Annotated in this window: 26 protein-coding genes; 17 read left to right on the top strand and 9 right to left on the bottom strand. The window is 67.9% G+C overall.

Features of this window, described 5'->3' with window-relative positions:
• Nucleotides 1–267: 267 nt before the first annotated feature.
• Together ACFWUR_RS25140 and ACFWUR_RS25145 are read left to right on the top strand one after the other, a co-directional pair.
• A complete protein-coding gene (locus ACFWUR_RS25140; protein WP_378910041.1) occupies nt 268–1,848 on the top strand; it encodes a serine/threonine-protein kinase in 1,581 nt (526 codons plus the stop codon).
• Nucleotides 1,824–3,041: a hypothetical protein gene (locus ACFWUR_RS25145; protein ID WP_378910042.1), complete on the top strand. Its 1,218-nt coding sequence runs from the start codon at nt 1,824–1,826 to the stop codon at nt 3,039–3,041. The genes ACFWUR_RS25140 and ACFWUR_RS25145 overlap by 25 nt, the downstream gene beginning before the upstream one ends.
• A gap of 1 nt (nt 3,042) precedes the next feature.
• Here ACFWUR_RS25145 and ACFWUR_RS25150 read toward each other — a convergent pair whose 3' ends face one another.
• Nucleotides 3,043–3,534, bottom strand: coding sequence for a glutathione peroxidase (locus ACFWUR_RS25150; RefSeq protein ID WP_378910043.1), 492 nt, complete (start codon nt 3,532–3,534; stop codon nt 3,043–3,045).
• A gap of 179 nt (nt 3,535–3,713) precedes the next feature.
• Here ACFWUR_RS25150 and ACFWUR_RS25155 point away from each other — a divergent pair, with 179 nt between their 5' ends.
• Entirely contained in the window at nt 3,714–5,195 is a 1,482-nt protein-coding gene (locus tag ACFWUR_RS25155) for an FAD-dependent oxidoreductase (protein WP_378910045.1), read from the top strand.
• A gap of 145 nt (nt 5,196–5,340) precedes the next feature.
• Nucleotides 5,341–6,933 (top strand): GMC family oxidoreductase, encoded by a 1,593-nt coding sequence (locus tag ACFWUR_RS25160; protein ID WP_378910046.1) that lies wholly within the window; start codon nt 5,341–5,343, stop codon nt 6,931–6,933.
• A 45-nt stretch (nt 6,934–6,978) separates the two neighbouring features.
• Here ACFWUR_RS25160 and ACFWUR_RS25165 read toward each other — a convergent pair whose 3' ends face one another.
• Nucleotides 6,979–7,323 (bottom strand): DoxX family protein, encoded by a 345-nt coding sequence (locus ACFWUR_RS25165; protein ID WP_378910048.1) that lies wholly within the window; start codon nt 7,321–7,323, stop codon nt 6,979–6,981.
• Nucleotides 7,324–7,440: 117 nt separating this feature from the next.
• Here ACFWUR_RS25165 and ACFWUR_RS25170 point away from each other — a divergent pair, with 117 nt between their 5' ends.
• Complete coding sequence (locus ACFWUR_RS25170; protein WP_378910050.1) at nt 7,441–8,328, top strand: sigma-70 family RNA polymerase sigma factor; 888 nt, start codon at nt 7,441–7,443, stop codon at nt 8,326–8,328.
• A gap of 107 nt (nt 8,329–8,435) precedes the next feature.
• Here the strand turns inward: ACFWUR_RS25170 and ACFWUR_RS25175 are convergent, their stop codons facing one another.
• A complete protein-coding gene (locus ACFWUR_RS25175; RefSeq protein WP_378910052.1) occupies nt 8,436–8,912 on the bottom strand; it encodes a hypothetical protein in 477 nt (158 codons plus the stop codon).
• Nucleotides 8,913–9,094: 182 nt separating this feature from the next.
• Between ACFWUR_RS25175 and ACFWUR_RS25180 the strand changes: the two genes are divergently transcribed.
• On the top strand, nt 9,095–10,321 hold the full coding sequence (locus tag ACFWUR_RS25180; protein WP_378910053.1) for a PucR family transcriptional regulator: 1,227 nt from the start codon (nt 9,095–9,097) through the stop codon (nt 10,319–10,321).
• A 68-nt stretch (nt 10,322–10,389) separates the two neighbouring features.
• Here ACFWUR_RS25180 and ACFWUR_RS25185 read toward each other — a convergent pair whose 3' ends face one another.
• The 3 genes from ACFWUR_RS25185 to ACFWUR_RS25195 all read right to left on the bottom strand — a co-directional run bounded on the left by ACFWUR_RS25185 (nt 10,390) and on the right by ACFWUR_RS25195 (nt 14,696).
• Complete coding sequence (locus tag ACFWUR_RS25185) at nt 10,390–11,571, bottom strand: esterase/lipase family protein (RefSeq protein WP_378910055.1); 1,182 nt, start codon at nt 11,569–11,571, stop codon at nt 10,390–10,392.
• A gap of 266 nt (nt 11,572–11,837) precedes the next feature.
• Nucleotides 11,838–13,214 carry a lipase family protein gene (locus ACFWUR_RS25190; RefSeq protein ID WP_378910056.1) on the bottom strand — a complete coding sequence of 459 codons (1,377 nt, stop codon included), beginning with the start codon at nt 13,212–13,214 and terminating at the stop codon, nt 11,838–11,840.
• A 252-nt stretch (nt 13,215–13,466) separates the two neighbouring features.
• Nucleotides 13,467–14,696, bottom strand: coding sequence for a lipase family protein (locus ACFWUR_RS25195; RefSeq protein WP_378910058.1), 1,230 nt, complete (start codon nt 14,694–14,696; stop codon nt 13,467–13,469).
• 275 nt (nt 14,697–14,971) lie between these two features.
• Between ACFWUR_RS25195 and ACFWUR_RS25200 the strand changes: the two genes are divergently transcribed.
• From ACFWUR_RS25200 to ACFWUR_RS25215, 4 genes are all read left to right on the top strand, one after another.
• Nucleotides 14,972–15,223 carry a hypothetical protein gene (locus ACFWUR_RS25200; protein ID WP_378910059.1) on the top strand — a complete coding sequence of 84 codons (252 nt, stop codon included), beginning with the start codon at nt 14,972–14,974 and terminating at the stop codon, nt 15,221–15,223.
• A 77-nt stretch (nt 15,224–15,300) separates the two neighbouring features.
• Nucleotides 15,301–15,783, top strand: a complete 483-nt coding sequence (locus ACFWUR_RS25205) for a DUF2599 domain-containing protein (RefSeq protein ID WP_378910061.1) — start codon at nt 15,301–15,303, stop codon at nt 15,781–15,783.
• 12 nt (nt 15,784–15,795) lie between these two features.
• Nucleotides 15,796–16,452, top strand: coding sequence for an NAD(P)-binding oxidoreductase (locus tag ACFWUR_RS25210; RefSeq protein ID WP_378910063.1), 657 nt, complete (start codon nt 15,796–15,798; stop codon nt 16,450–16,452).
• A gap of 348 nt (nt 16,453–16,800) precedes the next feature.
• The gene (locus ACFWUR_RS25215) at nt 16,801–17,055 is read left to right on the top strand and encodes a hypothetical protein (protein ID WP_378910064.1); all 255 of its coding nucleotides are present in this window, start codon (nt 16,801–16,803) and stop codon (nt 17,053–17,055) included.
• Nucleotide 17,056: 1 nt separating this feature from the next.
• On the opposite strand, the gene ACFWUR_RS25220 is transcribed toward ACFWUR_RS25215, so the two are convergent.
• Together ACFWUR_RS25220 and ACFWUR_RS25225 are read right to left on the bottom strand one after the other, a co-directional pair.
• Nucleotides 17,057–17,941: a helix-turn-helix domain-containing protein gene (locus ACFWUR_RS25220; protein WP_378910065.1), complete on the bottom strand. Its 885-nt coding sequence runs from the start codon at nt 17,939–17,941 to the stop codon at nt 17,057–17,059.
• An 18-nt stretch (nt 17,942–17,959) separates the two neighbouring features.
• Complete coding sequence (locus ACFWUR_RS25225; protein ID WP_056817490.1) at nt 17,960–18,193, bottom strand: DUF397 domain-containing protein; 234 nt, start codon at nt 18,191–18,193, stop codon at nt 17,960–17,962.
• 350 nt (nt 18,194–18,543) lie between these two features.
• On the opposite strand from ACFWUR_RS25225, the gene ACFWUR_RS25230 reads away from it, so the two are divergent.
• The 6 genes from ACFWUR_RS25230 to ACFWUR_RS25255 all read left to right on the top strand — a co-directional run bounded on the left by ACFWUR_RS25230 (nt 18,544) and on the right by ACFWUR_RS25255 (nt 23,502).
• Nucleotides 18,544–18,732 carry a hypothetical protein gene (locus ACFWUR_RS25230; RefSeq protein ID WP_378910066.1) on the top strand — a complete coding sequence of 63 codons (189 nt, stop codon included), beginning with the start codon at nt 18,544–18,546 and terminating at the stop codon, nt 18,730–18,732.
• An 87-nt stretch (nt 18,733–18,819) separates the two neighbouring features.
• Nucleotides 18,820–19,254, top strand: a complete 435-nt coding sequence (locus ACFWUR_RS25235; RefSeq protein WP_378910068.1) for a CBS domain-containing protein — start codon at nt 18,820–18,822, stop codon at nt 19,252–19,254.
• 67 nt (nt 19,255–19,321) lie between these two features.
• On the top strand, nt 19,322–19,489 hold the full coding sequence (locus tag ACFWUR_RS25240; RefSeq protein ID WP_378910070.1) for a hypothetical protein: 168 nt from the start codon (nt 19,322–19,324) through the stop codon (nt 19,487–19,489).
• A 40-nt stretch (nt 19,490–19,529) separates the two neighbouring features.
• Nucleotides 19,530–20,783 carry a heavy-metal-associated domain-containing protein gene (locus ACFWUR_RS25245; RefSeq protein ID WP_378910071.1) on the top strand — a complete coding sequence of 418 codons (1,254 nt, stop codon included), beginning with the start codon at nt 19,530–19,532 and terminating at the stop codon, nt 20,781–20,783.
• A complete protein-coding gene (locus ACFWUR_RS25250; RefSeq protein ID WP_378910073.1) occupies nt 20,780–22,189 on the top strand; it encodes a decarboxylase in 1,410 nt (469 codons plus the stop codon). The genes ACFWUR_RS25245 and ACFWUR_RS25250 overlap by 4 nt, the downstream gene beginning before the upstream one ends.
• Nucleotides 22,186–23,502, top strand: a complete 1,317-nt coding sequence (locus tag ACFWUR_RS25255; protein ID WP_378910075.1) for a pyridoxal-phosphate dependent enzyme — start codon at nt 22,186–22,188, stop codon at nt 23,500–23,502. Before ACFWUR_RS25250 ends, ACFWUR_RS25255 begins: the two co-directional genes overlap by 4 nt.
• On the opposite strand, the gene ACFWUR_RS25260 is transcribed toward ACFWUR_RS25255, so the two are convergent.
• Nucleotides 23,503–24,951, bottom strand: a complete 1,449-nt coding sequence (locus ACFWUR_RS25260) for a condensation domain-containing protein (RefSeq protein ID WP_378910076.1) — start codon at nt 24,949–24,951, stop codon at nt 23,503–23,505. It abuts the gene before it with no gap.
• Between the two features lie 286 nt (nt 24,952–25,237).
• Between ACFWUR_RS25260 and ACFWUR_RS25265 the strand changes: the two genes are divergently transcribed.
• Nucleotides 25,238–25,624 (top strand): cold shock domain-containing protein, encoded by a 387-nt coding sequence (locus tag ACFWUR_RS25265; protein ID WP_378910173.1) that lies wholly within the window; start codon nt 25,238–25,240, stop codon nt 25,622–25,624.
• Nucleotides 25,625–25,692 lie beyond the last annotated feature (68 nt).

The following is a 25,692-nucleotide window of genomic DNA, read 5'->3' on the forward strand; positions in this document are numbered from 1 at the left end:
CCCAGGGTACCCGCATCAGCGGACTCCTGTTCCCGCAGGCCTACCCGTCCCACGATCAGAACATGATCCGGATACTCGAACCGTCCCCGATGCCCGAATCGATGACGGGCAGGCGTCCGCTCCAGCCTCGATACCGACGAGGCCGCACTGCAATTGATCGTGACCGGCTCTGTGATCGCCCGCCGCCTCGGCCGCGGTCGCCGTGCGAAGGATCGGCCGCTGAGTGTGCCGATCGCGAGGTCACCGGTCCTGAGCTAGCGTGACACCATGCACGAGCTCAGCGCCGGTGACATCTTCGCCGGTTTTCGCATCGAGCGGGTGCTCGGGTCGGGTGGGATGGGCAGTGTGTACGCCGCCAGGCACCCGCGGTTGTCCAGACTGGTCGCGGTGAAACTGCTGCACTCGTCGTACTCGGCGGATCCGGTGTTCCGTGGCCGGTTCGAGCGTGAGGCCGATCTCGCGGGGCGGCTCGATCATCCGAACATCGTGGCAATCCACGATCGGGGCAGCGAGGACGGGCGGCTGTGGATCGCGATGCAGTACATCGCGGGCAGCGACGCGGAATCGGCACTGCGGACAGGGGCTTTGGCAGCGGACCGGGCGTTGCACATCGCACGGTCGACGGCGCAGGCCCTCGATTGCGCCCACGCGGCCGGGTTGCTGCACCGCGACGTCAAACCGGCCAATATTCTCCTGAGCGAGAGTGCCGGCCGCGGCGACGAACGAGTACTGCTCACCGATTTCGGCATTGCGAAGGCCATCGACGAGGGCACCGCGCTCACCCGGACCGGGACGTTGGTGGCGACGCTGCGGTACGCGGCACCCGAGCAGCTCGACGGCCGTGCCGCGGGCCCGCGCTCGGACCAGTATTCCCTGGCGTGCACGCTGTTTCACCTGCTCGCCGGTCGGCCACCGTATACCGCCACCAACGCGGGTGCGTTGATCGGTGCGCACCTGATGCACCCGGTGCCGCGGATCAGCGAGATGGTGCCGGGTCTACCCGTCGCTGCGGACGCGGTGTTCGCGCGGGCGCTGGCCAAGAATCCGGATCAGCGCTTCGCCAGTTGCGCGGAGATGGTCGCGGCGGCGACCACAGCGCTGACGACCGGAATCGCTGCGCTGCGCCCGATGACCGGCCCCGCCGACAATTCCTGGCCCGGAGATCAAGGGCCGCAGGTGATGCCAGTGGGCGGACGCGGTCCGCAGGGAGGCCGGGTCGCGGGCGGCCGAGCGTTCGGCGGGGACCATCGGGTGGGCCTCGACGGCTCTGCTGTGGCGGGCTCTCGTCGAGGGAACGCGGCGTGGTGGGCGGCGGGCTCGGTCGGGGTGGTCGCGGCGCTCGCGATCGTGACGGCGATCCTCGTGAGTCGAGATTCCGGGAGCACCGGCCAGGCTCCGACGACGACCGTCGCCCCGACCACGACCGTCGACGCGTGGGCCGCGGCGCGGCCGACTATCGCGATGTTCCCCGACCTGCTCCCCGCGAGTCCGGACAGTGCGGGGTATCGGGGCTTGCGGTGCAGTTTCGCGACGAAGAGCCCGGAGGCGGTGTGGGACACAGGGTTCGACTGCACCGATCGTGAGGGCATCAACTTGCAGGTGATGGCACACGAGGACGCCGAGACCGTCGGGCGGTTCGTAGCGACGCTGCCGGCCGGAGCGACCCGGCAACTGCGGTCGAGGTACGGCAATTCGCTGACCGTGCACAGTTTCAACGGCTCCACCGGACCATGGCTGCTGGTGCGATTCGACGCCGCCCCGTATTCGACCGTGCTGCTCCAGGTGTACTGGAAGGGCCACACCCATCAGGAGATGATCGACCAATGGTTGAGCACCGCACCACTGTGACCGCGCGACTGGCCCTGGGCACGCTCGCCGTGCTGCTGGTCGGCTGCGGCACCGTCGACGGCGCCGCGATGCCGGGTGAGATCGATGTTCGGTCCCTCGACGTGGGCAGCTATACGACGGTGCCCGCCGACATCGAGACGGGCCGAAAGTCCACGGACGGGCCGATTCTGGAAGGTCTGCGGATGGCGGGCGCGGTGGTGTTTCCGCACGACGTCGACCCGGCGCTGACCCACAGCTGGGGCACAGATGTCCTGGACACGCCACGACGGGCCTCGGATGCCTCGGCGATCTCGAATGTCAATCTCGCTGTACTGGAACGGCATCGGATGATCGTCGGTTTCGACATCGCCGAGGGCTCCCGGCCGTTCGACAAGGCCACACCGGCGATCGAGACCGACGCGCGGATCACCCGGGTGGTGCTGTTGCGGTTTCCCGGCGCCACGATCGCCGAGCAGGCGGCACGGGAACTCGAGGCGACCGACTTCGGGGTCAACCCGGACAACCAGCCGGTACCGATCCCCGGTTACGCTGCCGCACACGCACATTGGCGACCGGGTATCAAGACGATCGGGGCGACCTTCGCCCACGGCGAGATCGTGGTGAGCCTGTTCCTCCAGCATCCCTCGCCCGACATCGACGCACTCGCCAAGCGTGTCGCGGCAGTCCTCGATGCCCAGATCCCGCTCCTCGACGCCTTCACCCCGACCGCGCCCGACCGGATCGCCGAACTACCCCGCGACCCCGACGATCTGTTGCGCCGCACCTTGATTCCCGGTCCGGCCAATCAGCAGATCGCCATCTCCTCGCGTGAGTTCGCACCGTGGACAGGTCGCGCGAGTCGGCACTACCGCCCCACCGAGCCCGTCGAGCTCGGTGCGGCCTGGGATCGCGGCGACGTGGACGGCGTGGCGCATTCCTACAGCACCACGCTGTTCCGATTCCGTGACGACGCCGCGGCCGAGGCTTTCGGCACCGCCTGGCATGACACGCTCAGCGCGGCCGCGCATCCTGTGTCGGCGCCCGAGGGCGTTCCGCGGGCGCGGTGTGCCGAACGTCGCGCGGGCAACGCGCCTGCGCTGACCCGCTGCTATGTGAGCTACCGCCGCTACGGCGCGTTCGTCAGCGGGGCCGAACCCGCCGGAGTTCGCCAGCAGGCGGCAGCGCAGTACGCGCTGCTGGCGAACGCTCAGTAGTTCAGAGCTGAGCTTCGATCGCCCGCACGACCTCGTCGGCGTCGGGGGTCGTGCGCGGACGGAACCGGCCGGCGACTGTGCCGTCGCGGCCGACGAGGAACTTCTCGAAGTTCCACTGCACGTCGCCCGCCGTGCCTTCGGCGTCGGCTGTCTCGACCAGGGCGGCGTAGAGGGGGTGCCGGTCGGCGCCGTTGACGTCGGCCTTGGCCAGCAGCGGGAAATCGACGCCGTAGGTGACCGAGCAGAATTCCTGGATCTCCTCGGCGCTGCCCGGCTCCTGGCCCATGAACTGGTTGCTCGGGAAGCCGATCACGGTGAAACCGCGCTCGCCGTAGGTCTTCTGCAGCTCCACCAGGGCGCCGTACTGGGGCGTCAGGCCGCACTTGGAGGCAACGTTGACCAGCAACACGGCCCGCTCACCCGCCAGCTCGCCCAGCGTGGTGTCCTCGCCCGTCAGGGTCTGCACCGCAATGTCTCGAATGTTCGCGCTCATCACATCACCACCAGATCTCGTCGATGTCGCCTTCGACCGTCACCGTACCGGAGCCGATCGGTACACGAGTGTCCCGCTGGGCGGGAGAATCTGTAACACGTTCTTGTTTTGTGGCGCGGTTGACGGCACCATTCCTGTCATGGGCTGTGACGCCCGCACCCCGAGCACCGGAGGAACCCGTGAGCGAACAGCCCCATCGGATCGACACCGTCCGCCCGCTGCGCGCGAGCGAGGTGACGCACTGGGATTTCGAGGCCGACGTGGTGGTGGCCGGCTTCGGCATCGCCGGCGTGTGCGCGGCGATCGAAGCGGCGCGAGCGGGTGCGAAGGTCCTCATCCTGGAACGCACCGGGGGTTGGGGCGGCGCCGCGGCGCTGGCGGGCGGGTTCGTCTATCTCGGTGGCGGCACACCGCTGCAGAAAGCGCTCGGATTCGACGACACCCCGGAGAACATGGCGACCTTCCTCACCGCGGCCCTCGGGCCCGGTGTCGACGAGGCGAAGATCAACGACTACTGCGCGGGCAGCGTCGAGCACTACAACTGGCTCGTCGACTGCGGTGTTCCGTTCAAAGAGTCGTTCTGGGGTGAGCCCGGCTGGGAACCGCCGCACGACGAGGGCCTGATGTACTCCGGTGGCGAGAACTCCGCGCCCTTTCTCGACATCGCCGAACCCGCTCCACGCGGCCATGTTCCGGAACTGGCAGGCAAGAAGATCGGTGAGCGCAGCGGCGGCTACATGCTGATGAAGCCGCTCGCCGACACCGTCGCCGGGCTCGATATCGACGTCGAGTACGACACCCGGATCCGTCGGCTCGTCGTCGACGACGAGGACCGGGTGGTGGGCGTGCTGGCCACCACCTACGGCAAGCCGGTCGCGGTGCGCGCCGCACGCGGCGTCGTCCTGGCCACCGGCAGCTTCGCCTACGACACCGAGATGATCGATCGCTACACCCCACGCCTGAGCGGCAGGCCCGGCGCGGCCATCGAGGAACACGACGGCATCGGCATCCGGCTGGCTCAAGCGCTGGGCGCCGAACTGGCGCACATGGATGCCAGTGAGGTCGCTATCTTCGGCGATCCGCAGATGATGGCGCGCGGCATCCTCGTCAACGGACGCGGTCAGCGCTACATCACCGAGGACACCTACCCCGGCCGCATCGGTCAGGCGACGCTGTTGCAGAACGACAACCAGGCGTTTCTGATCATCGACGAGGCCTCGCTCGAGGAGGCGCTCGCGACCGAGAGCGCCACCCCGTTCTTCCGCTTCCAGCCGAAGTGGGTCGCCGAGACGGTCGCCGAGCTCGAGGCCGAGATGGGGCTGCCCGCGCAGACGCTGCAGACCACCGTCGCCACCTACAACCAGCACGCCGAGCAGGGCAGCGACCCCCTGCTCGGCAAGAAACCCGAATGGGTGCGCCCGATCACCGGTTCGCTCGCCTGCTTCGACCTGCGCGGGTTCACCGCCGGATTCACCCTCGGGGGGTTGCGCACCGACCTGGATTCGCGGGTGCTGCACGTCAGCGGTGAGCCGATCGCCGGGCTGTTCGCGGCGGGTCGCTGCACGTCGGGGCTGTGCGCGTACGGCTACGTCAGTGGGGCTTCGCTCGGCGACGGCAGCTTTTACGGCCGCCGGGCCGGGAAAGCCGCGGCCGCGGGCTGAACGGCGCACAGCCCGCCACGCGCCGACTGTCAGTACTCTGCTTGCAGCGCTACGCCCGACGACGAGTCCGGCTGGGCTCACGGTCTTTTCATGTCCGGGAGCAGGCGCGCCGAACGACAGACGCAGTGCAGATCGGAGTTGGACAGTGCAAGCAGGTGGGACGTCCGCGGATTACGTGATCGTCGGCTCCGGATCGGCGGGGGCGGTGCTCGCGAATCGGCTCAGCGCCGAACCCGGCACCACGGTCGTACTGTTGGAGGCCGGGCCCGACGACGACGACAAGTTCGCCCATATCCCGGCCGCGTTCTCGAAACTGTTTCGCAGCGAACGCGATTGGGACTATCTGACCGAACCGCAGCCCGAGCTCGGCGACCGGCAGATCTACTGGCCGCGCGGCAAGACCTTCGGCGGCTCGTCGACGATGAACGCGATGATGTGGGTGCGCGGCTTCCGCGCCGACTACGAGGAATGGGGGCTGCTGGCAGGAGAGAAGTGGAACTTCGCCGCCGCGGTGGAGCAGTTCCGCAAGATCGAGAACGTCCAGGACGCCCAGTTCCCCGACGAAGGTTCCAAGGGGCCCCAGCACGTCCAGCGTCAGCGCAGCCCACGCGCCTCGACGCACGCGTTCCTCGAGGCCGCGCGCCAGGCGGGCCACGACCTCGAATCGGCGAACAGGCCCGCACCCGAGGGCTTCACCCAGACCATGGTCACCCAGCGTGACGGCAGGCGCTGGAGCACCGCCGACGGGTACCTGCGCCCGGCGATGAAGCGGCCGAACCTGACCGTGCTGGCCGAATCTCTGGCCACCCGCGTGCTGTTCGAAGGCACCAGGGCGGTCGGCGTCGAGTACCGCAACGGCGGGCAGACCCACACGGTGACCGCCGCTCGCGAGGTGATCCTGTGTGGTGGTGCGGTGAACAGCCCGCAGCTGCTGCAGCTTTCGGGCATCGGCGATCAGGACGAGCTGAAAGAGCACGGCATCGAACTGGTCGCCCACTCCCCCGAGGTCGGCGCGAACCTGCAGGACCATCTCATCGCGGCGCTCGGCTACAGCGTGGAATCGGATTCGCTGTACACCGCGGAGAAGCCACTCGAACTGATCAACTACCTGGTCCGCCACCGCGGCATGCTCACCTCCAATGTCGGTGAGGCATACGGTTTCGTGCGCAGCGAGCCCGACCTCGAGCACCCCGACCTCGAGTTGATCTACGCCCCGGCACCGTTCTACCACGAGGGTCTGGTCGAGGCCACCGACCACGGAGTGGTGCTCGGCGCGATCCTGCTTCGCCCGCGCAGTCGCGGCAAGATCAGCCTGGCCTCGGCCGATCCAACGGCCAAGCCGGTGATCGATCCGCGGTATCTGTCCGATGCCGAGGGCGCCGACCGGGCAGCGCTGACCACCGGGCTCCGCGTGTGTGCCGGGCTCGCCGGGCAGCCCGCGCTCAAGAGCGCGCTCGGCGCGCTGATCTACCCGCCCGAGGCACCCGCGGACGATCCCGAGGCCACCATCGCGCTGACCATCGAGCAGTTCTCGCACACGCTCTACCACCCGATCGGCACCTGCCGGATGGGCACCGACGCCGCCAGTGTCGTCACCCCGGACCTGAAGGTGCGCGGTGTCGAGGGTCTGCGCGTCGCCGATGCCTCGGTGATGCCGTTGATCATCCGCGGCCACACCAACGCCCCCGCCATTTTCATCGGCGAGCAGGCCGCGGATTTCATCCTGGCCCAGGCCTGACCCAGGTGCGGGTGGCGCGCCCGCCGGGGCGCGCCACCCGGCGCCTCATGCTGCCGCGAGACCCAGCGAAGCGGCCGCGAGCAGCAGATACGGCAGTGGGTAACCCAGATCCGCGTACCGGCGCGCCCGCAGCACGGTGAGTTCGGCGGCGACGAAATACAGCACGAGCCCGGCTGCGGCCGCCACCGCCAGCGGCCGATAGGCCAGGCCGGCGAGCAGGCCGAGTCCGCCCGCCGCCTTGACCAGAGCCAACGGTGTGAGCGTCCAGGGCGCAATGCCGTAGTGGCGCATGTTCTCGCGCACCCAGTCGGCACGGACGACATCGATCAGCGCGGCGGCCAAGGCCGCTACCGCGGCGAGCACGGTGACGACGAGATAGGTGGTGTGCATCGGATCAGATCCTCCGGTTCGGGTGATCGGCGCCTCTGTCATCGTGGAGACAGCCGCCGTGACGGACAGCGAATGCCGTCCCTTCGATTGACGACCGGCGTGAGCGAAAGGTGACCGATGCGCGCGGAACTGTTGGAGGCGTCGGCGAACGCGTTCGAACAGCGGCGCGATCGGCTGCGCGGCGTCGCCTTCCGGCTGCTCGGTTCCGGGGCCGAGGCCGAGGACGCGGTCCAGGAGGCCTGGTTGCGCTTGGCCGGGACCGACACCGAGATCGCCGATCTCGACGGCTGGCTCACCACGGTGGTGTCGCGGATCTGCCTCGATATGCTGCGCGCCCGCGGCCGTCGCGCCGAGGTCGCGGCATCGAACGCTCCCGCTCGGGCGGCGACCGGCGCGGGCACCGATCCCGAAGCCGAAGCGCTGCGGGCGGATTCCGTCGGGCGGGCGCTGCTGGTCGTTCTCGACGCGCTCGGCCCCGAGGAACGGGTCGCCTTCGTGCTGCACGATCTGTTCGCCGTCCCGTTTTCCCACATCGCGCCGATGCTCGGACGCACGCCCGCCACCACCAAGAAACTCGCCAGCCGCGCCCGACTGCGGGTGCACGCGCCCGCCCGGATCGAGCCGACCGAACTGCTCGCCCATCAGGCCGCGGTGACGGCCTTCGTGCAGGCTGCCCGCGGGGGCGATCTCGGCGGACTGCTCGCGGTGCTCGCACCCGATGTGGTGCGCACCGCCGACCCGACGGCGCTCTCACCCGGAATGGCCGCGCTCGTGCGCGGGGCCCGGGCCGTGGCGCAGGGCGCTCTCGCGCTGCGGCGACGGTCGCGGGACGCGGTGCTGATGCTCGTCGACGGCAAGCCCGGTCTGGTGGTGGCCGGAGCGGGTGGCCCGGTGTTCGCGGTGACGTTCGTGGTGCGTGACGGGCGGATCGCGGCTTACGACGTCGTCGCCTCGCCGCGACGTTTGGCCGCGCTCACGCTGTCGTTGCCGCCGGCATTGCCGTGATCGCGGGCGCGAATCGATCGGGCCCTACCATTTTGGCAGTCGCTGCAATCATGCAGCCGGTGCCGCATTCACCTACTCGTGAACCGACACCGACGCGGTGTTCCTGGTCAGTGGGCCGGGACGCGGGCGAACCCCAACGGTGGAGTCGGTACCCGACCGGAACGCAGGTCGTGCCGGAAATCGGGCAGCAGCGGAAGCACTTCGACATTGCGGGCGGCGTAGCAACGCACCATCGGCAGTGCGCGCGAGACCTCGGCGCGTTCGACCGGCTCGGCATCGACGAACGCGAGTGCGTCCAGGCCGAGACCGAGGGTCCCCGCGATACGGACGATCGAGGCGGATTTGCGGCCCCAGCCGACCTCGACCGCCGAGAACATCTCGTACAGTCCGTGGCGATACAGCGTGTGCAGGGTTCTCGCCCGGTCACCGCGCGCGGCGACAGCATGCAGCACACCGCGCTCGCTCAGTTTCGTCAGCGTGCGCAGTGCCGGTGGGTGCGGCGTGGTGCCGGTCTCGTCGTGGACGACACCCTCCCACAGGGTCTCGTTCAGTTCCCAGACCAGACATCGAACGGCAGGTCGCATGGCGCTGAACTCTACAACCACTGATAGCGAAGAACCAGACTTGTGACCGGTCACTACGTCAGCAGCGACCCGTGGGCCCTATACCCAGAACATGACAATCCATTCCGGTTTCGTTTGTAGTTCGTTAGGGTGGGGTTCGCTGGACAGCGGGGGGTACAGCCGAACTGGCGAAGGGAACACAGATGTCCGTCCACAACCCGCCCCGACCGTCGCTGACTGTCTCGGGCAGGCCGATGTCGTTGCCACTCAAGGATGTTCGCGCGCTATCGCGGCAGATGGTCGGCCATTTCGTCGCCAACGTCGCGCCCTGCGGCACCCTGCCCGGCGACGCGATCTCCGGCGATGTCACCACCATCACCCGGATCTGCCTGGAATTCGCGGTGGGCATGCTCGACGGGCGCGATGTCCCCAGCCAGCTGCAGCGCCTACAGGACGCGGCCAGCGCGTGGGCACGTGAAGGCGTGCCGATCGACACGATCCACCACTCTATCGCCGAAGGCTTCAAAATCGGTCTCGACCTGGTGGTATCGAGCGCTTCCGGCAAGGACTTCGACAGTCTCGTCGGCGGCGTCAAGGTCGTGATGGAACTGCTCGACACGATCACCGCGCAGATCTCGATGGCCTACGTTCGTGAGCTGCGCGGCGTGGTGAGCGAACACCACACCGCCGTCCACACCCTCACCTCGGCGCTGCTCGGCGGCCACAGCACCTCGACGATGGCTCGCGAATGCGGCATCACCATCGCTGAGACCTATGCGGTCTTCGCCCTGGCTATCCCGCAGCATCGTGAGGAAGCCAACCCGGCGCTCGATTCGAAGGTGGTCGCCCGCCGCAAGCTGCGCCGCGTGCAGGCTGAACTGGCCAAGCGCTGCGGCGACTCGGCACTGTCGCTGCTCAGTGTCGACGGTGGAACCGTCTTGATTCCCGCCGACACCTTCGACCGCGAGGGCCTGACCGCGCTGGTCGCCCAGCTCTCCCAGGCCGCGCAGGTCGGTATCACCGCCGCGATGGTCGAAACGAGCACCACCGGGGTTCCCGATGCCGCCGACCAGGCCCACGAACTGCTGGACATGGTGCAGCGGCTCGAGGTGACCTCCGGTCTGTACCGCTTCGACGAGCTGGCCCTGGAATACCAGCTCACCCGCCCCGGCCCGGGGCGCGAATTCCTCGGCTCGCTGCTGGACCCGCTGGATCAGTACCCCGAGCTGCTCGAAACCCTGCAGCGCCATATCGCCAACAACCTCAACCGCCAGCGCACCGCGCGCGTACTGCACGTACACACCAACACCGTCGACTACCGGCTCAAGCGGATCGGCCAGCTCACCGGCTTCGATCCCACCCAGCCCTCGGGGCTGTGGTACCTGCGTTCCGCGCTCGTCGCGCGCAGTTACCGTTCCGTCCCGGCCTGACCCCCGACACGACGAAGGCGCTGTCCACCGAGGTGGGCAGCGCCTTCGTCGTTGTCAACGGGGGCGGGTCAGAGCGCGCCGCCACCGCCGACCAGCCACGGGTTGAACGTGCAGCTCAGCTGCGGGTTCTGCACCGGGTCCAGTGCGCGAAGCGCGATCGACAACGCGCGCGGCGAGTACATCATCGTCAAGTGATCGGAGATGTCCTGCTCGCAGCCGTCCTGCAGGGTGATGTTGTCCACGCGCGCCCCCGGACCCGCCTTCAGGAAGGTGAGTTCGTAGGGGTTGGTGACCTCGTCATAGCGGGTACCGACGATGGTGTAATCGACGCCGGGGACGGTGTCACCCACCGAGTTGAGGTTGTTCACGAAATCCGAGCCGATGGTCTGCTGGATACCCGCGTGCCCGACGAAGATCTCGATCGGACCCAGGATGTCGATACCCAGGTTGTTGATCATGCGACCCAACGCACCGATACCGTCGAGGCTGGTGCCGTGGTGCGTGGCACCGAAGGTGATGAGCTTGTTCACCTTCGCCGCGCCACCTTCGAACTTGGTGTACCAGTTCGCCATCGCGCCACCCTGCGAGTGCGCGACGATGTCGACCTCGTCGGAACCCGTGGCCGCGAGCACCCGGTCGATGAACGCCGCGGTCTGCTCGGCCGAATCCTCGATGTAGCCGGTACCCATCACACCGGGCAGGAACGAACCGACCCCGCCACCTTCCATCATGTTCGAGCGACCGTAGTTGAACGTGAACGTGCAGTAGCCCGCGTCCTTGATCGGCTGACCCATGAAGGCGTAACCGTTGTAGGCGTTCATCCAGGTGCCGTGCAACAGCACAACGGGGCGAGGATGTTCGGCGGTCGGCTTGCAGTTCCAATCGTTGGTCCCGGGCGCCCCGGCATCGGGATTGTTCAGCCCGTAAGCGAACGCGGCGAGAAACGCCGTCGACGCCGGCCCGTGCGCGCCGGGATCAGAGGAATAGCCGCCCGAGGAACCCGAGCTCGAACCCGAACCGCCGTAGCAGTCACCGGACCCGTTGCCGGACCCCGCGCCGCTGCCGGAGGTGCACGCCGAACCGGACCCCGCGACCTGACGGCCCTCGGAGACGATCACGGCGAGATCGTGCTCGGTCGGCGCCGCCGCGGGAGCCGCGCTCGCCCCCGGCCCGGTGAATACCATGGAAAGGGCGCCGACTCCGGCGAATACCGCCGTGTGCAGCGTGCGCCTGCGACTGGGAGATTTCATGTGTTGACTTGTCTTCCTGTGCGATTCGAATATTCGTCGCCCTTTTCTTCGGGGAGAACGAATGGCTTGTCGAAACCGCCCAAAACATAAGCCGCAGAATTCCTTACGAGACGCTTGTCACGTGCGGTCTGGGCAGGTCACCACGTCCTCTCGAAAACTGCCATGACGAGGCACAGGAAAATTTCCAGCCGTTCGGTTGGGCGCAGGTTCGAGTCGCGAAGGCGCTGTGTCCGACCATTGTTCCACGCGAAATGCTCTGTGAATTATCATCTCGCCGTTGCGCATTCGCTGCGCGCGGCGACCCCGAGGAGTCGCTCGTCGAGCCACAGCATCGCCTCCGGATAGCCGGTCACCGCGCCGATGATGTGTTCGCCGAGCACGCCGCGATAGACCGCGTTCGCACCGAGGTCGCACTGTTCGAGGTAGAGATTGTGCGCACCCTCCGCGGGGATCCAGAACTCCTGGTCACCGTTGTAGATGTAGAGCGGAGTAGCCGACCGTAAACCTTGCATACGGGTGATCTCGTAGATCTCGGTGGCCAGTTCCGAACGCAGCGGGTCGGCGATATTCGCGCCGACGTCGATCGGCAGATGCAGAATCCCCGGCAGTGCGAACACGCTGGCGCACGTATCTTTCATGATCGACGTCGTGACCCAGCGCCCGAGATTGTTCATCGCGGCAAGGATTTCGGGGCGCTCCCGGCCGATCGCGAAGGTCGCTGCCATAAATATTCCCGATGCGAGGTTGGCATTCATACTGCGCGAGAGGATCTCGAAGTCGGCCGGTACACCGCCCAGCGCCGCGCCGACGATCGCGTCGGCCAGTTCCGGTGCGTAGGAATCGATCAGTTTGGCCGCACCGTGGGTGGCGATCGCGCCGCCGGAATAGCCGGTCATCGCGAAGCGGCTCTCGCCGTAGGACGTGGGGTCCACCCCGCGCACCGCCCTGATCGAGTCGAGCACCGCGTGCCCGGCGACATATGGTTCGGCGTAGGCCATCCACGGGCCCTGATGGTCGGGCACCAGGACCGCGTACCCACGCAGTACCGCCAGTTGGGTGGTCGGCGGCATGAATTCCGTCGCGCTCGACTGTGTGGTCAGTCCGTGCGCCAGTGAGTAGCCCGGGGTGCACTTGCGGCCGAGCGCGTCGATGGGCAGGTTGTTCACCAGCACGGGGCGGTCGCCGGACCCGGTCCACTCGGTGGCGGGCACGATCAGGGTCGCCGTGGCGTAGGACGGCCTGCCGTGCGCGTCCTCGGTGCGGAATTTCAGCAGCGTCGCCGAGCGAATGGGCACCACGGTGAGCCAGGCCGCGGTCGCGGTGATGTCGCGGGATTCGATCAGATCGCCGGGCGCGAGCTCGTTCAGCCCGGCGGGCCACTGGTCGAAGATCGGATCGCCGACCGGCGACGGCAGGACTGCCGCGTGCAGTGCCGCGAGTTCGGCGGCCGGATCAGCGGTGTTCGGCTGGATCGGCGAGGGGATCACCTGATCGATCCAGCGCTGCAGGTCGGGCAGGAATCCGGGTGTTCCCAGCTGTGGCACCGGGAATTCGTGGGTCGGCGGCGGATCGGCGGCGGCGGTGCCCGCCGTCACCGAGCACAGCAGCAACATCGAACCGACAAGTACTCGAACAGATCTCATGGCACACACGCCTTCGGGTGGCAACGGATTCGTCGATGACGTGCCACTATGCGGTGCTTCGACCCCGCCGAAACTCCCCCACCGCGCCGTCGTCAGAGCTTTTACGCTACGTGCAGCGAGGAAAGGACTTCGGCGTTGTGCCCGAGTCGTGTGCGCAATGCCGCTGTATCGCAACAAGAATCGCCCCACCCGGCATCGATCGACCCGAATCCGCATCAGGGGGGCGCGGATCCGGGTCGATCGAACGCGGGCTCAGCAGGTGCTGGGCGCCGGTTCCCCCCGTAGCCGCGCGTCGAGCCACCCCAGCGCGGACGGCAGGCCGAGCACCGCGGCGGTCAGATGATCCGGGGTCGGTGTGTGCTGGCTGACGACCTTGGCGCCGGCCGCGCACCAACGCGCCACGGTGGCGGTGATCGCGTCGACCGGGATGAGTCCGTCGATCGGCGAATGCCATTCGAAGACAGGCATTGTCGGCGCACCCGGATACAGTTCGAGGCTGTTCTCCTCGACCACGGCGCGCGCCTGGGGATCCTCCACCAGCGAGGTGGTGGCCGCGAAGTCGAGGATTCCGCGCCCGGCTCCCGCGCCGAGGATGTCGTTGGTGCAGGCGTCGCGGATCGAGGCACGGGCGGCCAAGCCGCTGGCATTCATCTGGTCACTGATCGGAAACCGTTGCGGGTATTCACGTTCAAGGCCGATCCCCGCCGCCAGTGCGAGTCCGAAGACCGGATGCGAGCCGAACCCGAGGCCCTCGAGCATCGACACCAGGTTCATCGGCACCCCGCCCATGGCCGCACCGGCGATCTCGAGCTCGGGCGCGTACTCGGGCTGCAGAGCCGCCGCCCACGCCGTCGCCATGCCGCCCCCGGAATACCCGGCCATCGCGACCCGGCTACCGCCGACCCGCAACTGCTCGACCTGGCGCACCGCGCGGATGCCGTCGAGGGTCACCTGACCACCCAATTTCGCCGCACCGTAAGCGAAATTGGGGCCGAGGTGGTCGGGCACGGCCATCGTCCACCCGCGCTGGAGCGCATAATTCCAGGCCACCGCCTCGCGCACCATCAGGTCGGGGTCGTCGGTGTAGAGGACTTTGGAGACCGAACAGCGCGTGCCGAGGCCGTTGATGATGTGCTGGTAGGACAGCACGGGGGCATCGGCGTGGTGGTCGGTCGGTTGCAGCACCGTCGTCGTCGCGGCGATCGGCTCGCCCGCGGAATTGGTGGAGCGGAACTGGATCAAGGTGACGTCGGTGTCGGGGAACATGGCCAACGGCGGCATCTTCCGCACGTCGAGCACGTCTCCGGGTTGGTGCGCGTCGAGGTCTGCGGGCTGACTGTAGAAGGGGTCGGGATCGGCGGTCGGGTACAGCGGCGAGGCGTTGCCCGCCGCGGCGGGGACCACAGCCAGTACCGCTGCCGCCGAGCCGACCAGGAGCGCTCGGCCCAGCCGAGTACGTCGTGGCGCGGCAAACCAGATCATGCGGCTTTCCCTCCCGTGTCGCTGCTGTCGAGAGCGATCTTCGCCGGTACCGTGGCTCCTCGTCGACGGGTCGGCGCGAACATCGGCGGAGCTCACAACCTCACTCTGTGCGTAGTTGTGATCGAAGGCAGCACGCCGATATGCGTGTGCACCGCCGCGGCGACAGGTGGATTGTGAGATCTCCAAGCGAAATCGGAACGTGTTCCTCTCGATGGTGCAAGACCTACTGTCGAGTAGGAAGGCGCTCACCAGTGCCGGGGCGAAAGGAGCACGCCATGATTCCCACCGACGAGAACATCGCCGCCACCCTCCACCGCATCGACCCGAACGAGATACCGACCCGGCGGATCACGGTCTACTTCGACGGCTCGACGCCCGAGGACGCACTGGTCCTGGAATACGCCGCGACCCAGGCCGAGGCATGGGAGTTCACGTCGGCGGCCGTGCATTCCGGCCTACTGGTGACCGTCGACGGGCAGGTCGGCCCTGGCCTGCGTCGGCTGCCGTGCCGGTCCCTGTGGCACTGACGACGGCGCCGCCCCGCCGATCGCACTAGGCTGACACGACGGGCCCTCGTCGGCTCGCGGTGACAGAAAGGGCGTTCGTGACACGGTGGCAGTTCCTGCTCGCATTCACCGCGGCGGCCGCACTCACCGGCTGCGGCCCGGCTGAGACCGCCGATGTCGCGGACCCGCCCGACACGGCCACCCCGACAACCACCACCACACGGGTTCGGGCCACCATCGCGCCACCCACCACAACGGTCGACCCCTACGCGGGCCTTCCTCTCATCGATCACGTGACCTGGACCGAAAACGTCGACGGCTCCCGACTGCTCGTCTTCCCCACCCAGGCGGGCCGCAAGACCGCCGCGCCCGGTACCGACGAGTCGGCCTGGCAGGAAGTACGCGCCCTCGACGCCGCTGCCGACGCACCGGGCATGCGCGACCAGTTCCTGTGCCACTGGGTATGGGCGAGGATGGTGGCGCCCGACAAACCGAGCTGGAATCTCGAACCGTGGCGCCCCGACGTCGGCTATCAGGCCACGGTGGCGGCGAACTGCAATCCAGGCGGCCCCGAACGCTGATAGGAGCACACCATGCGCATTGTCATCGCCGGTGGACACGGCAAGATCGCTCTACTGCTCGCGGCGGTGCTGACCCGTCGCGGTGACCAGGTCCACGCGCTCATCCGCGAACCGGGCCAGGCCGCCGACATCGCCGCGACCGGCGGTGTGCCGGTCATCTACGACATGGAACGTGACAGCCCCGCGGACCTCGCGGCCGCGGTCGCCGGGTCGGACGCGGTGGTGTTCGCCGCGGGGGCGGGCGCGGGCAGCGGCGCCGCGCGCAAATACGCCGTCGACCTCCACGGTTCCGTGCAGTTGGCCGACGCCGCCGAGCACACCGGCGTCGCGCGGTTCGTGCAGATTTCGACCATGGGCGCGGGGAGCCCGCCTGCAGCGGGGACCGACGAGGTGTGGGCCGCCTATATCGACGCCAAGACCCGCGCCGAGGAAGACCTGCGGACACGCGATCTGGACTGGACGATCCTGCGCCCCGGCCGGCTCACCGACACCGAAGGCAACGGTCTGGTCACGCTCGGACCGCCGCCGATTTCGCGCGATGCGGTGCCGCGCGCCGATGTCGCCGCGACACTCGCGGCGATCTTGTTCGCGGGCAACACCTTTCGTCGCACGCTCGAGCTGGTTTCCGGAACGGACTCGATCGAGTCCGCCGTCTCAGCGATCCGATAACCAGAAATTAACTATCGCAGCATATTTCGCCCACTCGACTCATTCGCGGGCAACCCGCGCCACATTGTCGCCACCCGTCGAACTCGGCGAGCCGCCGGTCACACCACTATTTGCGAATCACCTGCGGTAAGGGCGACGGCGAGAACCTGCATTCGCCGCTCAGAAGCCGGAAAATACGCTGCATCGAGACGGAATCGATCGTGCAGATGTGCTTGCATCTGAAAGTGGCTCCGTCCTAAACTCAGGGCCGCAACACAATTCAGGGAAAAGTAAGGGGAGGCCGCGAGCGGCACACCCGGGGTAGCGATTGCCTTGGGTTTGCCACTGCCTTAGCACAGGGGCATTCACATGAACAACACCACAGGTCGTCACAGCCTCGCTGATCGCGCAGCGACCACCCATCCCGTCGCCGCGGGGTGGTCGAGGGAAAGCGCGGTCGCCTTCGTCATCGACGCCGTGGAATCCACCGGCGCGGCGACCCGCAACGATTTCGATATAGACCGCATCGTGACCACCGCGCACGAGCTGGCCGATGACTGGGATCTGCAGACGCTGACCCCTGATACCTTCTGGCGCATCGCCGCCGGCTGTATCCGATACTGACTCAGTCGCGCTCTGCGTACTCCAGCAGGATCGCCCGCGAACGGTCCGGCGGTTCGGCCTGCACACTGAGCTGATCCATCACCGACAGGTACAGCGCGAGGTCCTGGCGACGCTCGAGATAGAGCGCGCTGGTCAGTTGCTCCAAGTAGACGATGTCGGGCAGCTCCGGCTCACCGAAGCGCAAGATGCTGAACGAGCTACCGGCCGCGGCGTGTCCACCCGCCGCGTACGGCAGCACCTGCACCGTCACATTCGGTAGCTTCGACAGTTCGACCAGATGGCGCAGCTGCGCCCGGTGCACCTCGCGTCCACCGATCGGCCGATGCAGGACGGCTTCGTCGATCACCGCCCAGACCACCGGCGGGTCGACCCGGCGCAAGACGTCCTGGCGCCGCTGACGAACCTGCACACGGCGATCGGTTTCGGCGTCGTCGACACCCAGGGTGACGACTGCCCTGGTGTACTCCGGCGTCTGCAACAGCCCTGGCACCAACTGCGCCTCATAGGTACGGATCTGGCTGGCCGCCTGCTCGAGACCGAGGTAGGTGCTGAACCACGACGGCAGCAGATCACTGTAGCGATGCCACCAGCCGGGCTCACTCGCCTGTCTGGCCAATTCGAAGAACGACGTGCGTTCGGCGGGGTCGTGCACGCCGTAGAGCGTGAGCAGATCCCGGATGTCGCGTTCCTTGAAGCCGGTGCGCCCCAGCTCGAGCCGACTGATCTTGGCATGCGAGCCGCGGATCGCGTCGCCGGCGGCCTCGCGGGTGATGCCTTTGCCCTCGCGTAGCTTGCGCAACTGGCCACCTAGCGCGATGCGCAATACGGTGGGGCCGCGGTCGACAACAGATTGCACGCGACCGATCTCGTCGGGTTCAGCCGTCATGGACCCAGATCCTACCGATTACCCGGTGAGGTAGTCGAACTCTCCGGCCTTCGCGCCGCGGATGAACGCGTCGATTTCGGGCCGGGTATAGAAGATCACCGACCCCTGCGGGTCGCGCGAGTTGCGCACGGCGACCGAACCGTCCGCCGCCTCGGCAACCTCGACGCAATTGCCGCTCGGGTTGCTGTAGGTGCTCTTGCGCCACGCACCGTCTCCCGGGCGTTCACGCTGATCATGCTGCATTCCGGACATACCGCACTCCTCCTTCTCGAATGATGCCCATCGGTACGAAAATTGCAGATGCACGCACAAACGTTCTTGCATCTGCTTGCGCGATGGGGACATTAACATGCGAAACGCCGCCGCGCACCGGTCGGTACTTACCTGATGTCAGGACCGGGGACGCCCCTCCACCGAGCCGTCCACCCCCCTGAATTCCTAAGCGCCACAACCCCATCGCGGCCCGACACGGCCAGAACGAACGTGCAGATGTGCTTGCATTCGAAAACAACTCGCCCGTAGACTCACGGCGCAAGATCACCGGGAGGTCATCGGCTACACCGGCCGAGCACCCCTCCCGTCGCCGGATGGGAGGGGACTAGATGAGTGGTCCATTTCAGCGACACCTCGGTGCCGCAGGTGCACCGCCCACGGCGTGTAGCGACGAGCCGAACGGGCTCACCTACCGTCAGGCGCGCGAGATGCTGCGCCAACACGACATCCACGGTCCACAGTGTCGCCAGTGGCTGGCCGCGGCGGCGTACCTGTCCGCGGGGCTGGACGACGAATAGTCCGGTCGTAACGTCTTCGTGCTGGTCAGGTCGGTGTCGACCGGTCATGCTGGGGAGCGACTATCGATCCGGACAGGTGGTGCGCGTATGCGGATAGCGGAGATCCTGCGCAACAAGGGCACGGCGGTCACGACAGTGCCGCCGCCGACCACGGTGCGTGAGTTACTGGCGGTGCTGGACGAACACAATATCGGCGCGGTGGTCGTCTCCCCCGATGGCGCGGTGATCGCGGGCATCGTCTCCGAACGCGACGTGGTGCGCCATCTACACACCCACGGTGCCGCACTGCTGGACCGGCCGGTCACCGACATCATGACCGCCAGGGTTCGCACCTGCGGGCCCGACGAGGACGTGTCCTCCCTGCGCGATGTGATGACCGAGCACCGGATCCGGCACATGCCGGTGGTGGAGTCCGACCGGCTGATCGGCATCGTCAGCATCGGTGACGTGGTGAAGAGCGAGATCACCGAACTGGCGGCCGAACGCGAACATCTCGTCGAGTACCTCCAGGGCAACTACTGAGCCGTCGGCTGGACTCGGAGCCGAAAAGCCTTGCGCCTGAAAACTCTTCGCGAGTCGTAGTAGAAACGTGCGTATCGTTGAGCGGGTGCACCCCGCCCGGCCCGAGCTCGCCGCCGTCTCGGTGATCCGGCACGCGCCCACCTGTTCGCGCGCGGCTCTCCACCATTCCCACACCCTCGACGAGGTCGAGCGTTTCGTCGCGTCCGTGGCCGGCATCGCCGAGTACGGGCGTTGATCAGACCTGTCCCGAAGCCCCCTGACGCCGAGGAGGAACGATGGGCACGCCCACCGTGCAGCACTACGATCGTCGCGCCGCGTCCCGGGTACTGGCCGGATTGGCCGCCCCCGGGCTCTTCGCCACCACCGATCCGCCGGATCGGGCCCGAATCACTGTCCGCGCCACGGCGTTACAGTTCGAGACCGGCGCCACCCTGACACAGTCCCAGCGCATGTACCTGGAACGGTTCATGCGGCCGTGCCGACCCGATCAGGTGAGGAGCGCGACCCATCGCCTCACCTGGACCGACAGTGCGGGCATTCCCAACACCGGGTACTTCCACACCGCGGGCGCGGGCCCCGAACTCGCGGTGATCGCCCGGGAAACCGTGCTCGCACTGTGGCATTCGCTGTCGGCCTCCGGCATTGCGGCGCGGGCCGCGGCGCTGTCCGCCCACGATCGGCGTGTCCTTTCGGCGACGACCACCGATCACGATCCGCACGAGATCTTCCGGGTCGGCATCGAGGCCACGGGCCGCGCGTTGGTCCAGCACGGACTGATCGCCGACGACACCCCCTGTCGCGACGTCGTCGCGTTCGCCAGGGGGATGCGAGATTCCGGCATCTTCACGGCCGTCGCCACCCGTTGGTTCTGGGAACTGCAGGCGTCCACCTTCCGGCGCGGGATGATTCCGGTGCGATTGGCCGCCCAGCCCGACGGCTCCGTCCGCTACACCGCCGACTCGATCACCGTCCTGCGCGCGATGAAGGACGCCACCATCGCCGACGCGCACGCGGTGATGCTGCGCGCGACCACCGAGGAAGGCCTCGAGATCGAGGCTGCTGTCGCGAAGTATCACGACGATCTGGACCTGATCTCCCGGCAGTACGCGCTCCTGCCTGCCGACACCCAACCGACCTGTCCGGCCGCGACGCAGCACGAGATCGACGGTGCCGGCGTGCATGTGCTGGCCGCGGTGGTCGACCGGTTCGTCGAGACGTTCGCCGCGCTGGCGGACACGGTGGAGGTGGTCGAGGACCACACCCAGCAGCGACCCGAAACCGCGCCGACAGGCGACGACGGGGTCTTCTACGTCCCCGATATGAGCTGTCGGCACTGCGTCCGCACGATCACCGCCCTGCTCGAGTCGATGGAAATCACCGTCGTCGACATCGATCTGGAATCCAAGCGGGTCATCGCGCGGATTCGGAGTCCGCGCAACAGGTTCCGCGTGTTCGAGGCATTGCGCGACGGCGGCTACAACCCGGTCGACGACGTGCCGGCACCGGTGCCCGGCGCGTCGGTGGGATGATCCCGCCCGCCGTTCCCGCCGCGCTGCATCCGCTCGTCGCCGCGTTCCTCGCCGACCGCGACGGTGTGCGTACGGCGTTGCGGCACTACGGCTCTCCTCTGCACCTGGTGTTCCCTCAGGTCTTCACCGACAACCTCACAGCGCTGGGCAGCGCGCTGGACACCGCAGCCGTCCGACACCGGATCTGCTACGCGCACAAAGTGAATCGTTCGGCGACGTTCGCCCGCACCGCCGCGCACGCGGGGATCGCCGTCGATGTGGCGTCCGCGGGGGAACTGCGTGCTGCCCTGTCCGCCGGATTTCGCGCCGATCGGATAGAGGTGACCGGGCCCAAGGGCACCGCGCTGTTGCGGGCCGCACTCGCGGCCGCAGTGACGGTCAATGTGGACAATCTGTGGGAACTGGCGACCATGGCCGAGCTGGCGCGCCCGGACCCGCCCGCGCCGGTACTACTGCGTGTTTCGGGATTCGCCGGTAGCTCGCCGAGTCGATTCGGCATCGATCTCGCCGAGGTGACGACAGCGCTGGAGCTGCTGGTGCGACATCGCGATCGGTTGCGGCTGCTCGGCTTCGCCTTCCATCTCGACACCGCTGCCACCACCGAGAGAATCAACGCCGTCGGTGACTGTCTCGAACTGATCGAACGAGCCTACGGGCACGGTCTGGCACCGACCGTGCTCGACATCGGCGGCGGCCTGCGCCAGGTCTTCGCCGCCGACGCCACGGGTTACGACGCCTACGACCACGCACTGCGGGCGGGTCTGCTCGGGCGTGGCCCCGCGATGCACTGGGGCAACAACACGTTCGGCTACCACCTCGCCGAGGGCAGAGTGCACGGCGGACCGGTGTTCCACAAGTACGCCAATACCGAACCCGCCGCCGCCACCCTCGCCGAACTACTCGCCGCGCCACTGAGCGGGCACGGCGGCCGGGCGCTGGGGACGGTGCTCACCGACAATCTTCTCGATCTGTGGCTCGAGCCGGGCAAAGCACTGGTCGACCATGCCGGAATCACCGTGGCGCAGGTCGAATTCGTCAAACAGGCGGGCAACGGCGCGACACTGGTCCATCTCGACCTCAGTCGCGACACCGTCACCGCCGCCGACCAGGAGGTGCTCATCGATCCGATCGTGTTGGCCGACAACGTCGACACCCGTCCCGCCGGAGTGTATTTCGCCGGACACCTGTGCCTGGAGCGCGACCTGATAACCCAGCGGCAGGTGCGGGTCGCGCAGCTGCCGTCGCCCGGCGATCCGGTGGTGTTCGCCAATACCGCCGCCTACCACATGGATCTGTCGGCCACCCAGGCCGGCATGCACCCTGTTCCGGCGAAAGTCGCTGTGCTGCATCGCGACGGCCAGTTCGTGCTCTGCCACGACGCCGACTACCGGCCCGGACAACGATGATGGTCTACACCCACATCACCGAGCTGATCGGCAACACTCCCCTGTTGCGCCTCGACCCCGGCGTGCACGGGCTCGCCGATGTCGACCTGTACGCGAAGTTGGAGTCGCACAACCCTTTCGGCTCGGTGAAGGACCGCGTCGCCTGGGCGATGATCCGCGACGACCTCGAGCGCGTCACCGCCGGCGGTCAGTCGTTCATCGAGGCCTCCAGCGGCAACACCGCCAAAGCACTGCGGGTGCTCGGCGCGCTGCACGGCATCCCGCTGCGTGCGGTCACCAACCGGATCAGGGTGAGCGAGGTCCGCGAACTGCTGCACTTGCTCGGCACCGAGATCGTGGAGCTACCCGGCCTGTCCGAGTGCCCCGACCCCCATGCGGCCGACGATGTTTCGGCGATCATCGATCAGACCATCAGCCAGGCGCCGGGCCGCTGGTATCACCCCTCGCAGTACACGAACGAGCGCAATATCGCGGCCCATCACGACGGCACCGGCGCCGAGATCGCCGCCGACCTCGCGGCGGCGGGGATCGGAGATCTCGACTATCTGATCGGCGGCCTCGGCACCACGGGGTCCACTCGCGGCACCGCGACCGCACTGCTGGCCCATCATCCGGGGCTGCGCACCGTCGGGGTGGTGTCGGACCGCTTCGATTTCATCCCCGGCATCCGTTCCGAGCGTGAGATGTGGGACGTCGGCCTGTTCCGGCCGGATTTCTACGACGAGATCGTCACCGTCGACTCCGCCGCCGCCATCGAGGCGACCCTCGACCTGGTTCGCGGCTACGGCGTACTCGCGGGGCCGACCAGCGGCGCCGGCTACCACGCCGCCCTACGCGCGCTGGCCGCGGCACCGCGGCCCGAGGACAGGGCGCTGGTGGCCGTGTTGATCGTGTGTGACCGAATCGAGCCGTATCTGTCTTATTTCGCCAAGCGCAGGCCGGACCTGTTCGGCAAGGCCACCGGGCCGGCTCCCCCGACCCCCGGCGACACCGCGCCGACGCTGTCACCCGCCGCACTGGCCGAACTCGACCGCACGGGTCGGCCCACTGTCGTCGATACCCGTGGCGCGATGGCCTACCGAGTCGGGCATGTCCCCGGCGCGCTCAATATCCGCGACGACCAGCTCGACGAAATGCTCACCCAGGGTGTGCCGTTTCCACGATCACGGCCGGTGGTGTTCGTATGTCCGGTCGGGGAGACCTCGCTGCGCTTCGCCGCACTGGCCCATGGCGCCGGCTATGACGCGTTCGGTCTCGCGGGCGGCATCGTCGCGTGGCGCGACGCCGGCTATCCCCTGGAGCGCGGCGGCTGATCAGGTGAGCACTCGCGTCGCGCGGCGAGCGCCGCCGCGCGACCGCGCGTGCCCGGTCGCGGCCACCAGGGCCGGGAGCGGGCCGCGATATCCCTCGGCGAGCAACCCGACCACCGCCCGGAAGCGCGCCACGAAGTGTTGCGCCGTCGTCTCGTCGAACCGGGCGATCGGGTACAGCAACGAGCCGTCGACGCCGGCGGGCGCACCGAGCGAATCGTAGTGATCGGTGAGTCCGAACTCGAGGTCGTGCTTGGCCCTGATCACCCCGGTCGGCACCTCGCTGATCGACAGCCCCTGGGCGGAGGCGGGTTCGGCGGTGGCGCGCGACGCCTCGGCACGCTGCAGGATGAGCGTGGCCTGAAACAGCGGGAGCGCGGCGTCCTGCAGCAGACAGCGCTTGAGGCGGGGGTTGGGGGTATCGGGGTGGGTGTAGGCGGCGAGCGCGACCCGGCGCACCTGATCGAGGAGCTCGTCGACGTCACCCGCCCGGTCGAGGCGGATCCGCATCAAGACGTCATCGGAGAAGTTGCCGACGAGATCGTCGAGCAGGCGGTGATCACGACCCGACACCGCGGTGGCGACAGTGACATCGGAGCTGCGCGCGAACACGCCGACAGTGAGGGCGAACGCGGCCTGCAGGACCATGAACAGACTCGCCCGCCGGTCCCGCGCCAACCGCAGCAACCCGGCGTGGATGCCGGCGTCGAACGAGATCGGCACCAGCGCACCGGCGACCGGGTCGACCGGCGTCTCGGGCTGTTCGCGCGTGGGCAGGTCGAGCAGTGCGGGACGACCCGCCAGCGCATTGGCCCAGTACCGCAGCTGATGGGTCGCCCGACTCCACTCGTCGGTGAACTCACCGAGTTGTTCGTGCTTCCACAGGGTGTAGTCGATATAGCTGATCGGCAACGGTGGCCATTGTGGGCGGGCGCCGACCCGGCAGGCCAGGTAGGCGGTGACCAGATCGCGAACGAGCGGGCCCATCGAGCGCCCGTCGACCGAGATGTGGTGCACGACAAGGGCCAGCACCACATCGCCGGGGCCGAGTACGAACAACCTCGCCCGGACCGGCAGATCCCGGGTGAGGTCGAAGGGTTGCCCGGCCAGCGCGGCGACCGCGGGTGCGAGTTCGGCTTCGTCCACGCCCCATTCGGCCACGTCGAGGACGGCCTCGTCGGGATCGACCACCTGCTGCGCCGGCCCGAGCGCCGTTGCCGGATAGCGGGTTCGCAGCGGAGCATGCCGGGCGACAAGGAGTTTCAGCGCCTCCCGCAGTGCGGCCACGTCGACGCAGGCACCGCGCACACGCATCGCCCGCGCCACGTTCCAGTCCGCCGACCGACCGAGTCGCGCGGCATGCCACATCCGCTCCTGGGCCGGCGCGAGCGGGACGTGCGCCGGACGCGGCCGCGGGGCGAGCACCGGTGGCGCGCAGGGCCGCACACACACCGGCTCGCTCCCGATGCGCGCCGTCGCCGACAAAACGCCACGACCGGCTTCGAATCCCCCCGCTCTCGTCCCCACACCGGGGTCCAACACGCGTCTACGACCTCCACACCGTTCCGACAGGTGAGAAACGCTAACGAGTGGACGTGAACGGGCAGTTACCGGATCGTGACCATGCACGGTCGGCACCGTCTCATCGCGAATCCCGAGATTTCGCCGACTATCCACTTTCCGGGCGAAATCGCCCAAAAGCCGCGTTAGAGTAACGACGGGAAGCGGAGCGAGGAGTCTGTTGGTGTCCATCGGGAAATTGGTGTCTTTCGACGGTTCACGGGGTTTCGGGTTCATCCGGCCCGATGACGGCGGGCCCGATGTGTTCGTGCACGTCAACGACATCGGCCTCGACGAAGACGAACTGCGCCAGGGTCGTCTCTTCGAGTTCGACGTGACCGAAGGCGACCGTGGCCCCAAGGCGATCAACCTGACCGGCGTCGGCCAGCCCCCCGCGGCCCCGAAGACGCGCAAGAGTGGCGACCGACTCGGCCCCGACGAACTGCGCCAGCAGATCACCGAACTGCTCTTGGAAGCCTCCCCCGCGCTCACCGCGGCCGAGATCATCACCATCCGCGACCGGTTCACCATCTTCGCCGACGAGCACGGCTGGCTCGACAGCTGACCTCCCGCGCGCGAGATCCGCGCATGTGTCGGTCCCCCGTCCTACGATCGCCTCACACACCGATGAAT

This window comes from Nocardia sp. NPDC058633 (assembly GCF_042717045.1).
Lineage (GTDB): Bacteria > Actinomycetota > Actinomycetes > Mycobacteriales > Mycobacteriaceae > Nocardia.

Excerpts from the sequence above, each read along its gene's own strand:
- ACFWUR_RS25140 (WP_378910041.1), top strand. The coding sequence starts at position 268 with ATGCACGAGCTCAGCGCCGGTGACATCTTCGCCGGTTTTCGCATCGAG.
- ACFWUR_RS25145 (WP_378910042.1), top strand. The coding sequence starts at position 1,824 with ATGGTTGAGCACCGCACCACTGTGACCGCGCGACTGGCCCTGGGCACG.
- ACFWUR_RS25150 (WP_378910043.1), bottom strand. The coding sequence starts at position 3,534 with ATGAGCGCGAACATTCGAGACATTGCGGTGCAGACCCTGACGGGCGAG.
- ACFWUR_RS25165 (WP_378910048.1), bottom strand. The coding sequence starts at position 7,323 with ATGCACACCACCTATCTCGTCGTCACCGTGCTCGCCGCGGTAGCGGCC.
- ACFWUR_RS25170 (WP_378910050.1), top strand. The coding sequence starts at position 7,441 with ATGCGCGCGGAACTGTTGGAGGCGTCGGCGAACGCGTTCGAACAGCGG.
- ACFWUR_RS25175 (WP_378910052.1), bottom strand. The coding sequence starts at position 8,912 with ATGCGACCTGCCGTTCGATGTCTGGTCTGGGAACTGAACGAGACCCTG.
- ACFWUR_RS25180 (WP_378910053.1), top strand. The coding sequence starts at position 9,095 with ATGTCCGTCCACAACCCGCCCCGACCGTCGCTGACTGTCTCGGGCAGG.
- ACFWUR_RS25185 (WP_378910055.1), bottom strand. The coding sequence starts at position 11,571 with ATGAAATCTCCCAGTCGCAGGCGCACGCTGCACACGGCGGTATTCGCC.
- ACFWUR_RS25190 (WP_378910056.1), bottom strand. The coding sequence starts at position 13,214 with ATGAGATCTGTTCGAGTACTTGTCGGTTCGATGTTGCTGCTGTGCTCG.
- ACFWUR_RS25195 (WP_378910058.1), bottom strand. The coding sequence starts at position 14,696 with ATGATCTGGTTTGCCGCGCCACGACGTACTCGGCTGGGCCGAGCGCTC.
- ACFWUR_RS25200 (WP_378910059.1), top strand. The coding sequence starts at position 14,972 with ATGATTCCCACCGACGAGAACATCGCCGCCACCCTCCACCGCATCGAC.
- ACFWUR_RS25210 (WP_378910063.1), top strand. The coding sequence starts at position 15,796 with ATGCGCATTGTCATCGCCGGTGGACACGGCAAGATCGCTCTACTGCTC.
- ACFWUR_RS25215 (WP_378910064.1), top strand. The coding sequence starts at position 16,801 with ATGAACAACACCACAGGTCGTCACAGCCTCGCTGATCGCGCAGCGACC.
- ACFWUR_RS25220 (WP_378910065.1), bottom strand. The coding sequence starts at position 17,941 with ATGACGGCTGAACCCGACGAGATCGGTCGCGTGCAATCTGTTGTCGAC.
- ACFWUR_RS25225 (WP_056817490.1), bottom strand. The coding sequence starts at position 18,193 with ATGTCCGGAATGCAGCATGATCAGCGTGAACGCCCGGGAGACGGTGCG.
- ACFWUR_RS25230 (WP_378910066.1), top strand. The coding sequence starts at position 18,544 with ATGAGTGGTCCATTTCAGCGACACCTCGGTGCCGCAGGTGCACCGCCC.
- ACFWUR_RS25235 (WP_378910068.1), top strand. The coding sequence starts at position 18,820 with ATGCGGATAGCGGAGATCCTGCGCAACAAGGGCACGGCGGTCACGACA.
- ACFWUR_RS25245 (WP_378910071.1), top strand. The coding sequence starts at position 19,530 with ATGGGCACGCCCACCGTGCAGCACTACGATCGTCGCGCCGCGTCCCGG.
- ACFWUR_RS25250 (WP_378910073.1), top strand. The coding sequence starts at position 20,780 with ATGATCCCGCCCGCCGTTCCCGCCGCGCTGCATCCGCTCGTCGCCGCG.
- ACFWUR_RS25255 (WP_378910075.1), top strand. The coding sequence starts at position 22,186 with ATGATGGTCTACACCCACATCACCGAGCTGATCGGCAACACTCCCCTG.